Here is a 12,624-nt window from a genome sequence, read left to right on the forward strand (position 1 = left end):
ACCTTATATTTGAAAAGTCAATGCGGTGAAATACAAGTGTAAATTTTTCTTATGGGATTCAATGTTAATAAGTGTTTTGTATTAAAATTCCTAGTGTTTTTTTGTGTTTTAACCCTGGTTGGGTTGGAAGCCTCTTCGTCAAGAATGATCCCATTGGTGAGGTCTTTTGAAAAGTCCGACTACCATGCAGGAAGGCAAAACTGGGATGTGGCCACAGATGAGGATGGGGTTATCTACTTTGCCAACACAGATGGTTTGCTCTGTAATATTTTTGGAGAATGGACGCTTCAGAAGCTTGAAAAAGGCGGGACTGTAAGAGCCCTGCATGTTGCCAATGATACTATCTGGGTGGGCGGCATTCAAGAATATGGCTATTTTTTCAAAAATGATCAAGGTTCTTTGGAATACAAAAAGCTGGGCGATCTGGAGAATGAGATTATTTGGAACATTATTGAATTTGAAAACCAGATTGTTTTCCAGTCCTATTTGAATTTAATATTTTTTGATAAGGCTACCAAAACCATTCATAATACCCCGTTTGCGGAGGAGTTTTGGACCATACTTGAATGGGAGAATGAGTTATGGGCCATTACCATGCAAGGGGTAATTGGTGTTATTAGAGATGACCGGTTCTATCACAGAGAGTCCTTTTCCCCACATCTTTCATCTGAAGTACGAAAAGCCTTTGTCCACGATAGCCGGTTGTTTATCGTTTCAATGGATGATGTTTTTGTTTACGACAAAAACACCTTGTCCAGATTTGACTTTTGGGGAAAGCTCGACAAAGAGCAGTTCTTTTCAGGAGGATCGCTCAATAAGCATACTATTTTATTGGGCACAGTGACTTCCGGTTTATTAATTGTAGATATGGCTTCTGAAGACATCTCTGTAATTGGAACGGCTCAGGGCTTGCTCGATAATACCGTTTTGAGTGTGGAAACAGATGAGGATAATAGTGTTTGGTTGGGCCTGGATTATGGAATTGCCAAGCTTGAGTTGAAGAAATCCATTTATCCGGTTTTTGCGAATGGCGCCACCTATCATATTATGGACGTTGGGAACAAAACCTACTTATCCACCAACAAGGGGGCCTTTGTCTCTGAAAACAACGAGCCGTTTCGATTTATGGAAGGCACTGCCGGTCAGGTTTGGCGCATAAGGGCCATCGGTGATGCGCTTTATGTCTGCCACAATAAAGGCGTCTTTCAAATTAATGAAAACCATCTATCGCCGGCATTCGACGCGGTTGGCGTCATGGATATTGCCAGATTTGGACAATCGGAGTATTATTTGTTGTCCGCTTACACCGGTGTTTTGTTGGCCCGTTATTTACAGGGGAAATTTTATATTGTTACCAATTTAAATGTCTGGGGAAATCCCAAATTATACTATGACGCCGAATCTGATTGTATTTGGGGAGACACCAAATACAAACCTTTGGTGCAATTTGTGCTGAATACCGATGAGGTGGAGGTCAAATGGCATGATGAAATGGAGCGTTTCTTTAAGACCCAATCGGGGTTGGTTTTTTACAATGGGCTGGGTTTATTGTCCTATGAGTCAGATTCAGAGACCTTTGTTCCTATAGAACAGGCGCCATTTAATCAAGTGGCTGAAAAGGGGATTTCAACGCTGGATATTGCTGTGAATAATGGTGCTATAGCCTATGTCGCCAATGATGACATTAAACTTTTTGTCACTTTACCCGATGGAACCGTACATTCTTATGAGAAATTCATTAGCTCAGTTAAAAACGATTTGATTAAAGCAGATCCCTTTTTGAATTTGTATAACAATGAACTGAGAATAGCGACAGACCGTGGGGTGGTGGTTTTTAATCTGGAATATCAGTCATCCGCCATTCAAAAGAAACCAGTCATTACTTCCGTCAATGTTGGCTCTATGGGTACTTATCAAAAGTTCTACTATCCATTTAAAGACCGTACGATAAATTTGCCGGAGGGCCGGTATAACCTACTGTTTCAATTTGCATCACCCTATTCGGACTATGAGTTCACAGAGTTTCGGTATATGCTGGAATCCTATGATAAGGAATGGACCGAATGGGACAGTCAAATTAACCAAAAGGAATATACCAGGATAAGCGGAGGTGAGTACCGGTTTTTGCTTCAAACCAGAGTGAATCAATCGGTTATTACCCAGACCGAATTAGCCATTGGTATTAAACCCAAATGGCATCAGAATTTATGGATTGTGCTTCCCATTATCATTCTAGGTCTGCTTGTATTTGGTTATGTGGCTCAATTGATCTTCCATGAGCTTAAAGAAAATGCCCGATTGAACAAATTGGCTTATGAGAAGCGACTGAAGAAAGAGGCTGTCAGGACTAAGAATGAACAGTTGATGCAATTTCTGGAAATCATTTCACATAAGAACAGTTTCTTGCAGGACCTTAAAGGTATTTTGACCAGAATGCGGAATTCAGAAGCCACCCGATGCGTAGCCAAAATTGATGAAGAGCTCAATAATGAAAAGAAGCAGTTTTTATATCACCAGCTTTTTTCTGAAAATAATCAGGAACTGATTGTTCGTCTGTCAAAGGATTATCCTGCTCTGACTGATAATGATATTCGAATTATTACATTGATCAGAACCAATATGAGTTCAAAAGAAATTGCAGCCATTCTCAATATTTCCAACAGTAGTTTTGACACCAGTCGTTACCGGATTCGTAAAAAATTAGGATTAAGTCGCGATGAGGATTTAAATAATTTTGTTAGAAATTTATAAAAAATTGCATTTGTAAGATCCAGTAAATAAATGGTTTAGTATTACTTGTCTAGTTTCTGATAATAACCGTTTCAGGTGGTTTAGACTAAATCCAGATGTCAGATTTGATAGAGCGCTATGGTTTGAATATTCTTGTCTCCCGAACAAGAAAATCAATAGCGAATAATTATCAATCTGAATCTAATGAAAATACTAAAATTATCCACAGTCTTTTTATTGCTGCTATTAACTACGGCTGGTTTTTCCCAATCTAAGTTGATTAAAGGCTTGGTAGTAGAACCCAATGGCGACCCGTTAACCGGGGTTAATGTTGTTCAAAAGAATACGACCAATGGTGTAATTACAGATTTTGACGGGCGCTATGTTCTTCAGAATGTGGCAGAAGGGGATACCCTTGTTTTTTCTTTTATTGGCTTTGAAACGATAGAACGAATTGTTGGGAGTTCCAACCAAATGGATATCGTATTGGCTGAAGTCCTTTCCCAACTGGGAGAAGTTCAGGTAGTGGCTTTTTCAAAGCAAAAAAAAGAGAGTGTCATCGGCTCTATTACGACCATCAGGCCTGCTGAACTCAAGCAGCCGGCCTCGAACCTGACCGGAGCACTTGCCGGAAGAATGGCTGGTATTGTGTCTTATCAACGTTCAGGTGAACCCGGACGCGACAACTCCGAATTTTTTATCCGGGGAGTGACCTCTTTTGGTTATGCCAACAGTCCATTAATACTATTGGATGGCTTTGAAATATCCTCAGAGGATCTGGCCCGAATTGAGCCCGATAATATTGCCAGTTTCTCCATTATGAAAGATGCCACAGCCACTGCTTTGTACGGTGCACGTGGTGCTAATGGCGTTATTCTGGTTAATACAAAAGAAGGAAAAGAAGGCAAGGCAAAAATTACGGCCCGTGTTGAAACCTCCATTGCCAGTCCAACTAAGTTGAATTCTTTTCTTAATGGGGTGGATTACATGGACCAATATAATAAGGCACTGCGAACCAGAGTCCCTGAAGCGCAGCTGTTTTATTCCAAAGAAAAAATCGAACATACACGTAACAGCCTAAATCCTTTCATTTATCCAATTGTCGATTGGTATGACGAGTTGTTCAAGAATCAAACCTATAACTCACGTGCCAACCTGAATGTTACAGGTGGCGGGGGAATTGCTCAGTATTACGTGTCAGCCTCCTTTAATAACGAAACGGGCTTGCTTAAAGTAGATAATCAAAATAATTTTAATAACAACATCGACATTAAGCGTTACAATTTAAGAGCCAATGTCAACATTAATTTAACCAAAACAACGAAGCTTTCTACCAAGCTTTATTCCTTGTTTACGCAATACAAGGGGCCATCGGAAAATGCTTCTGATGTATTCAGAAGTGTCATGAATGCCAATCCGGTGACTTTTCCAAAATATTTTCCCAGAAGTCCCCATGTATTAATCGGATCAAGTTCAACAGAATTTGTCAATCACACCATGTTTGGCAATAAAAGTCGTGGAGGCGGTCAGTTTTATCCAAATCCCTATGCCGACATGGTTAAGGGATACAGAGATGAGTTTTCGTCCACCATTCTTTCTCAGTTTCAAATTGACCAAGATTTGGGAGGTATTACCGAAGGATTATCTGCCAGGGGGATGGCTTCCATTAGAAACTATAGTTCTTATGGAAGTAGTAGAAGTTTTGAGCCCTTTTACTATGATGCTTGTATTACCAGCCAGCTACTGCCGAATCGCCTGATGAAAAAATTGGGATTATACAATTGAATGAAGGTACGGACTATTTGAATGACCCCAGTACGTGGACCAATGCCAATAGCCGGGTTTATTTTGAGTTGGCCACTGTTTATGACCGTGAATTTGGAAAACACAGTGTGGGTGGTTTATTTGTTTACACTCGGGAAGAGCGTTTAAACACCATTCAGGGCGCCAGTAATGTATATACTTCATTGCCTGCCCGAAACATGGGTTTAGCCGGTCGTACGACTTATGGCTTTGATAAGAAATACTTTTTGGAGTTAAACTTTGGATACAATGGTTCTGAGCGCTTTGCCAAAGAGCACCGCTTTGGATTTTTCCCATCTGCTGGTATTGGTTATACCATCTCAGAAGAAAAATTTTGGACCGGACTAAAACCAACGATTAACCTTCTGAAATTTAGGGCTACTTATGGTCTGGTGGGTAACGATGCCATATCTGCAGAAAGTGATCGCTTCTTTTATATGTCCGATGTCAATATTAACGATGGCGGCAGAGGTTATGCCTGGGGACAGGATTTTTCTACCTTGTACAATGGTTATAGTATTAGTCGCTATGCCAATGAATCGGTTACATGGGAAATAGCAGAAAAATTGAATATTGGAATGGAAATGGTTCTGTTTGATAAGCTTACCCTACAGGGCGATTATTTCAGGGAAAACCGTTCCAATATTTATATGCCGTATGAATATATCCCTGCTACCAGTGGTCTTTCATCACAGATAAAAAGCAATATTGGTGAAGCGATGTCCCACGGCTTTGATGCTTCTGCAGATTATAACCACTCGTTCTTTAATGGTTTATACTTGATAGGGCGGGCTAATTTCACCTATGCTACAAACGAAGTCATTGCCAATGGCGAGCCACAGTATCCGTATGATTATATGAGTCGTGTGGGCTATCCCATTAATCAAATGTGGGGTTTGGTGGCCGACCGCTTGTTTATTGATGCGGCCGATATTCAGAATTCTCCGGTGCAGACTTATGGTAACAACTATCTGCCTGGTGATATTAAGTATGTGGACATTAATGACGATGGCAGAATAGACGAGAATGATCAAGTGCCCATTGGTTTCCCCACTGTTCCTGAAATTATTTATGGATTTGGACTAACGGCCGGGCATAAAGGTTTCGATGCTTCCTTTTTCTTTCAAGGCTCGGCGCGGTCATCGTTTATGATTGCACCGGATAAAATTGCGCCCTTTGTTAATGAGCGCAATGCCCTGGACATTATTGCCGATAATCACTGGTCGGAGTTCAATCCCGATCCCTACGCTTTCTGGCCCAGACTGAGTACGACACCTATTGCAAATAATGAGCAACGCTCCACCTGGTGGTTGAGAGATGGCAGTTTTCTGCGACTGAAAAGTTTTGAAGTGGGCTATAGTTTGCCCCAATCCGTCTTACAAAAAATAAATGCGGATAACCTCAGACTCTATGTAAGCGGAAACAACCTGCTTTACTTCAGTAAATTCAAATTATGGGATCCGGAGATGGGTGACAATGGCTTGGGTTATCCTACCCAACGCATATTTAATATTGGTATGAACGTAACATTTTAATTGAAATGATAATGAAAAAACATATAAATGTACTGGTAGTACTTCTGCTAATTTTATTCGCCACGGGTTGCGAATATCTGGATATTGTACCTGAAAAAACCCAGGAGTTGTCCTTGGTTTTTGAACGAAAGGAGCAAGCTTACAAGGCTTTGGCCACTTGCTATTCCTACTTACCAAAGAGTGATGATTTATATGGTTCCCATGCCACACTGACGGATGAGTTAACCTCACCCATTCGTCAGTCGGTGAATGGTCTGGAGATCATGAGAGGAAAACAATCCGTTGGCAATCCCTTGTTGTCGCTCTGGCAAGGTTATAACGGGGGAAGCTGGCAACCTTCTTTGTACAATGCCATTAATGATTGCAATATTTTTTTGGAGAACATTGTCAATGTGCCTGATATGACTGAAAGGGAAAAGCGGGAGTGGGGTGCAGAGGTCCGGTTTTTAAAAGCCTATTATCATTTTTTACTAGTCATGCGTTACGGTCCTATTCCAATTATGGATAAAAACTTTCCGATATCGGCATCGCCTGATGAAGTGCGTGTGTTTAGAAATTCAGTGGATGAGTGCTTTGATTTCATCGAGACTGAAATAGACCTGGCCATTCCCGATTTACCTGCACGGGTGACCAATACAAACTTTCTGGGTCGTGTGGACAGAACCATAGCCGCAGCTATGAAGTCAAGGGTTTTGCTTTATGCCGCCAGTCCGCTTTTTAACGGCAATGCGCAGTTTTATGCTGGCTATACGGACAAGAATGGAAAAGCCTTGTTTAATACCAGTTACGATAGTGAAAAATGGGGCACGGCACTGGAAGCGGCAGAATACGCCATTCAACTGGCAGAAAGTAACGGGGTGCAAATGTATTTTTTTGATGGTGAGTACCGAGACTATGATAATGCCAATGTTATTTATGACCAGGCGTTTACTGAGAGTATTTATAACTATAAATTCATGTTTGTTGATCGCTGGAACAGTGAATTGATCTGGGGCTTGTCGAGGGTTACAAGTGATTGGTATCAAATACAGGCCTCCACTTTAATAAAAAACACGGCCGCATCCAGTAATGAAGCTGCCTGGCAATGGTTGTCACCAACCTATCGAATGGCCGAATTGTATTATACCAAAAATGGCTTACCCATCGATCAGGATCTGACTTTTGATTACGATAATAAATTCGAGTTGCGCAGGGGCGCTAGTGCAGATCTGAGTGTCTTTGTGGTGCAAATAGGCCAGGAGACCGTGCAATTGCATTTCGATAGAGAGCCCAGGTTTTACGCCACCCTTGCTTTTGACAGAGGCTATAACCGGCCCATGGTATAAAACAGCATTTGAGAATGCGCAATGGAGAAGTGCCTGGTGGAAAAATGGGGAGCTCCAACGACTATCTGGTTTCAGGATATGGCTTGAAAAAATACATTCATCCCGATACACAAGGCGATTCTTATGCCAATCTTATTAATTATCCCTGGCCGCTCATTCGTTTGTCGGAGCTTTATTTGAACTATGCCGAAGCTTACAATGAATACAAAGGTCCCGGCGTCGAAGTTTATGCAGCTCTCAATGAAGTGCGCAAAAGAGCCGGTTTGCCAAATGTTGAAGATGCCTGGTCTGATCCATCTTTAGCCAGGACGGTAGGCAAGCATCTTTCTCAAGATGGCTTGCGTGAAATTATTCAGCAGGAGCGTTTAATAGAGTTGGCATTTGAAGGTCATCGTTATGATGATATTCGCCGCTGGAAGCAAGCAGAAGAATACTTTGCAACACCTGTACAAGGTTGGAGTGTAACAGAGAATCAGGCTGCCCGGTTTTACACGCTCATTAACGTGGGAGAGCGCTCTTTCATTACCCCTCGTGACTATTTCCAACCCATTAGAACGGAAGAACTATCCAGAAACCCTAATCTGATACAGAATTTGGGGTGGTAGTTGCCGAATGAATTTGTGTTAAACTGACTATGAAAAGTAACCTACATATGAATACAAAAATATTATTTCCAATACTGGCCTTAGTGCTCATATTGCTTGCCTGTGGCGAAGAAGAAAACGTTATGCCTCCTGGAAAAGTCTCCGGGGTTGAAGTTATTCCTACCAATGGAGGGGCAAAAATTATTTGTCAACTGCCTGATGATTCAGACGTCCTTTTTGCCAAAGCTTATTATACCAATACGCTGGGGCAGGAATTGTTTGCTGTCAGCAGCCTGTACAATGACACATTGTACCTAAAGGGTTACAACGACACCGAAGAACATACTGTGCAGGTAGTGGCTGTGAATAGCAGTAGAATACAGTCTGAGCCGGTAGAAGTAAAAATCAGGCCACTTATTTCGAACATTGAAATGGTTAAAGAAAGCATTGAAATAATGCCTGAGTTTGGTGGTGTGAAAATCAACTGGACCAATCCTGCCGCTGATATTGTCTATACCTGGTTGACCTATAAAGAAGAAGGCGGAGAAGAGTCAGAGCCCATCTATTTGTCCTCCTCTCGGAAGAATGAATCGTTGATTGTCAGAGGTATGACAACCAATCCCAAAGAGTTTTTTGTGATGGTGGAAGATTTTTATGAAAATAAAACGGAGAAGGTGACAAAGGGGAACCATACACCCATATTTGAGGAGGAAATTGATAAATCTTTATGGACCCTGGTCGAAAACCTGAGCGTGGATGGTAATGCCCACGAGGGCAGAACCGCCCATCTATGGGACGGTGAGATGGATTACCTGGGTTCGAACGGTCAGGGTAGTTATGCCATGATTTCGAGAGACAATAACGGGGGACAGTTAAATTTTCCGCTGGATATTGTTATCGATTTGGGACAGGATGATGCGGTGGTTAACCGTTTTACTTTGTGGCAAAGAGCTTATTGGTATGGTAACGAAACAGAGTATTACTATTATCAGGATGAGAATTTTAAAGCCTTTCGTTTATATACGAGTGATGATAAAGTCAACTGGACGCTGATTGCCGAACATTCACTGGAAGATCCCAGAGATTCAGAAGGTCGTGTGCCTGAAGATTATATTAAGGCTGCTATCGAAGGCCATAGCTACAACCTGCCATCGGCCGTTGAACTCTCCAGATATTTAAAATTATCCATAACGGAGAATTTCGGTAGTGAGATTTATGTGAATGTTTCAGAATTAACGCTTTACGGAAGTAATTAAGAAGATTATGGAAAAGACTAAATATTGGCTAATGGCTTTGGTGATAACCGTCCTGCTAGGGTGCGAAAAGATGGAGGATAACTACGAGCAATACATCAGCCATCGCATTTATTCACCAAAAGTAATGGATTTAACCGCTCACATTGGGTATAAAACCGCCTTGTTAGAGTGGACCAATCCAGCAGGTGATATGGCCCAAAAGATTGAAATTGTATATGACGATGTACTTATCCATTCTGAAGAATTGATAAGTTCCTATCAATTAACCGATTTGGAACTAAAGGGCTATCAGGTTTTTGTCTATACGATTGATCAACATGGTAATCGTTCAGTGCCTGCCCAGGTTTACATTTTTCCAAGTGGCGAAGAGGAATAGTTCTCTTTTCCTTTTATGGTGAATGGCACCAGTATGCTTATCCAGAATAATACGGATTAAATCAAAGTTATTATGAGAAATAGAGTACAACACCTGCTGAAGTTCCTGCTTTTACTACTTCCTCTATTATTGCTTTCGGGCAATAATGCCTTGTCACAGGGATTTCTCCGCGCTGAGGGGAAAAATATTGTAGATGGTAACGGTCACAACTTTATATCAAGGAGCATTGGAACCGGCAACTGGATGATTCAGGAAGGCTACATGATGAAATCGACCGATGCAGGCATCAACACCCAGTGGCAGTTTCGTGAAAAATTAATTGAAACCATTGGAGAAGCAAAAACCGATATTTTTTACGAGGCATGGCTGGATAACCACTTTACCCGTGCCGATGTGGATTCGATGAAAGCCTGGGGCTTTAATTCCATTAGGCCTGCCTTACATTATAAATGGTTTACGCTGCCTATTGAGGACGAGCCTGTTCCTGGTCAGAATACCTGGCTGGATAAAGGTTTTGAAATGTTGGACGAGTTGATAGCCTGGAGTGCTGCCAATGAAATGTACGTTTTCCTCGATATGCATGGAGCGCCTGGTGGACAAGGTAAAAATGCCGATATCTCGGATTACGATCCGTCCAAACCCTCGTTGTGGGAAAGTGAACAAAACCAAAACAAGCTGACCGCTTTATGGTACGAATTGGCCAAACGCTATAAGGATGAACCCTGGGTAGGCGGATTTGACCTCATCAATGAAATTAATTGGGATTTCGAAAACAGTGGCAATCAAAACGGCTGTAATTGTTCGCAAAACAAACCGATTGTTGAGATTTTTGAACGCATGATTGATACCATTCGAACCGTGAATACCAACCACCTGGTGTTTGTCTCGGGTAACTGTTGGGGCAATAATTATAACGGAATGGATGAATTGGCCCATTACGATGACAACCTGGCCTTTACCTTTCATAAGTATTGGAATTTTAATGGCCCAAATGCACTGGATTGGATTCTTGAAAAACGCAATCGATTAAATGTGCCACTGTGGATGAGCGAGTCGGGCGAGAACTCCAATACCTGGTTCACCAATGCCACATCGCTTTTTGAAGCCAATAATATTGGGTGGAGCTGGTGGCCCGTCAAAAAAAGTGGCATCAACAACGTGCTGATGGTTACCACTCCCCAGGAATATACCAATTTGCTCAATTACTGGAAAAATGGAACACCCCAAATGAGCGCAGATGCCGCTTTTGACGCGGTGATGAAATGGGCCGATAGCCATAAAATTGAAAATTGTACGGTACAGTATGATGTGATTGATGCCCTTACCCGACAAATTGACAGCGACGAAGCCATCCCGTTCAAAAAGCACCTCATTGGGGAAGCCATATTCTTCACCGATTACGATCTGGGCAGAAATAACGTCGCCTATTTCGACAACGATACTGCCAATCACCATGTGGATACCGGTTCCTTTACTACATGGAATCGAGGATGGTCCTACAGGAACGATGGTGTTGATATAGAGCCATGTTCAGATAATGACGCAACAAATGGTTATAATGTGGGTTGGTTTGAGCCGGGTGAGTGGATGCAATATACGATCACTTCCGATGCAACAGCCGGTTATACGTTTTCTATAAGGTATGCCAGCAATAATGCGCAGACCAAATTGCGCATACAGGTCAATGGTGCAGATGTAACGCCGGTGCTGACCTTACCTTCCACCGGCGGATGGCAGAGTTATGAGACTTTCACGATTAACAATGTGGTGCTTAATGAGGGCGTGAATGTATTGAAGGTTACAAATCTCAAGGGGGTGGCAATCTCAATTACTTTAAGTTCTCTGACCCGGTGGCCATCGATCAGGTAGATTTTGAAGCAGTGGCGGCGGCAACCTCTTATGAGGGCGATAAGATATACCTCTCGCTGAATGCGGCCGTGTCAGAATCAGCCATTATTTCTGTCGATGATTTTTCTGTCTATAACAGGACACAGCCACTGCAAATAGAGCGCATTGTGCGGAGCGCCTCCTCTGATAAGATTCTGGAAATAGCCATGGTCGACAGGATGTATTACGGGGATTTGATCATACTCAACTATTCGGGCACTTCAGCAGAGGATATTTATCAACGTCCATTGACACAATTCTCTGTGCTTGAAGTCATCAATAATATGCCCACCAGACTTCAACTACCGGGAAGGGTCAAAATACAGGATTACTATTATCAGGAGGGGCTATCTTTTGAGCAAACGGAGGATGCTGCCAATCCCGGAGGGTTAAACTTTGGGTATACAGATAATGGGGATTTTATTGATTTTCTGGTAACCATTAAAGAGGAGGGGACATTTGCCTTTAACTACAGCATTGCGGCAACGGCTTCGAATGGCCGCTTTGAAGTGCAGCTGTTGGATGTTAATAATTTGAAACAAGTGGTTGGCAGTTACCCGGTTCCTTCAACAGGCGGATGGCAAAGCTGGCGCGTTGAGAATGAAGAGATCACTTTGCCTGCCGGGCACTATACGCTTCGGATTTATGTCGCCAGCAAGGAGTTCAATATGAGTTGGTTCGAGATCAAGGAAAGGTCTGCCTCCTCCTTGAATGATACCAGGATGAACCCCATGAGGATCTATCCCAATCCTTGCAGCCAGTATTTCCAACTTTCTTTCAATCAGGACCTGATCGATGCGAAAGTCGATGTCTACAATTTATCGGGTAAAGTAGTGAAATCCAAAATGATTGATGCCCGGGCGGATAGGGCTTACACCTTTGATACCAGTGCATGGCACAGTGGAATGTACTTCATTCAGGTTACATCAGAGGGCAGCACGCATGCATCCAAGTTGATGGTTGCTCATTAGGTCGATAGGTTGATAGGTTGGGAGGGTAGGAAGGGTAGGAAGGGTTTGGAGGGTCGATAGGGTAGGAAGGGTTTGGAGGGTTGGTGGGGTAGGAAGGGGAGATAGGTTGGGAGGTGTAGCGTAGCGGAATCCGCAAGGCGGGACAAGTGAAACGGGA

At 42.5% G+C, this 12,624-nt stretch carries 9 protein-coding genes; all 9 read left to right on the forward strand.

Features of this window, described 5'->3' with window-relative positions; genetic code table 11:
• The first annotated feature begins 123 nt into the window (after positions 1 to 123).
• The 9 genes from JCM15548_RS18910 to JCM15548_RS18945 all read left to right on the forward strand — a co-directional run bounded on the left by JCM15548_RS18910 (position 124) and on the right by JCM15548_RS18945 (position 12,467).
• Positions 124 to 2,751 carry a triple tyrosine motif-containing protein gene (locus JCM15548_RS18910; protein ID WP_162198288.1) on the forward strand — a complete coding sequence of 876 codons (2,628 nt, stop codon included), beginning with the start codon at positions 124 to 126 and terminating at the stop codon, positions 2,749 to 2,751.
• A gap of 183 nt (positions 2,752 to 2,934) precedes the next feature.
• Positions 2,935 to 4,515, forward strand: coding sequence for a SusC/RagA family TonB-linked outer membrane protein (locus tag JCM15548_RS25885; RefSeq protein ID WP_262487155.1), 1,581 nt, complete (start codon positions 2,935 to 2,937; stop codon positions 4,513 to 4,515).
• On the forward strand, positions 4,512 to 6,068 hold the full coding sequence (locus JCM15548_RS25890; protein ID WP_262487156.1) for a SusC/RagA family TonB-linked outer membrane protein: 1,557 nt from the start codon (positions 4,512 to 4,514) through the stop codon (positions 6,066 to 6,068). The genes JCM15548_RS25885 and JCM15548_RS25890 overlap by 4 nt, the downstream gene beginning before the upstream one ends.
• Before the next feature lie 11 nt (positions 6,069 to 6,079).
• Positions 6,080 to 7,393, forward strand: a complete 1,314-nt coding sequence (locus JCM15548_RS18920) for a RagB/SusD family nutrient uptake outer membrane protein (protein ID WP_062128569.1) — start codon at positions 6,080 to 6,082, stop codon at positions 7,391 to 7,393.
• Positions 7,394 to 7,407: 14 nt separating this feature from the next.
• Positions 7,408 to 7,998, forward strand: coding sequence for a RagB/SusD family nutrient uptake outer membrane protein (locus JCM15548_RS18925; RefSeq protein WP_062128571.1), 591 nt, complete (start codon positions 7,408 to 7,410; stop codon positions 7,996 to 7,998).
• A 47-nt stretch (positions 7,999 to 8,045) separates the two neighbouring features.
• Positions 8,046 to 9,233 carry a DUF4959 domain-containing protein gene (locus JCM15548_RS18930; protein WP_062128573.1) on the forward strand — a complete coding sequence of 396 codons (1,188 nt, stop codon included), beginning with the start codon at positions 8,046 to 8,048 and terminating at the stop codon, positions 9,231 to 9,233.
• A gap of 7 nt (positions 9,234 to 9,240) precedes the next feature.
• Positions 9,241 to 9,609 (forward strand): DUF4998 domain-containing protein, encoded by a 369-nt coding sequence (locus JCM15548_RS18935; RefSeq protein ID WP_157482963.1) that lies wholly within the window; start codon positions 9,241 to 9,243, stop codon positions 9,607 to 9,609.
• Positions 9,610 to 9,681: 72 nt separating this feature from the next.
• Positions 9,682 to 11,478, forward strand: coding sequence for a cellulase family glycosylhydrolase (locus tag JCM15548_RS18940; RefSeq protein ID WP_062128577.1), 1,797 nt, complete (start codon positions 9,682 to 9,684; stop codon positions 11,476 to 11,478).
• Positions 11,460 to 12,467, forward strand: coding sequence for a carbohydrate-binding protein (locus JCM15548_RS18945; RefSeq protein WP_062128579.1), 1,008 nt, complete (start codon positions 11,460 to 11,462; stop codon positions 12,465 to 12,467). Before JCM15548_RS18940 ends, JCM15548_RS18945 begins: the two co-directional genes overlap by 19 nt.
• The last annotated feature ends 157 nt before the right edge of the window (positions 12,468 to 12,624 follow it).

The sequence above is a fragment of the Geofilum rubicundum JCM 15548 genome (assembly GCF_000974365.1).
Lineage (GTDB): Bacteria > Bacteroidota > Bacteroidia > Bacteroidales > Marinilabiliaceae > Geofilum > Geofilum rubicundum.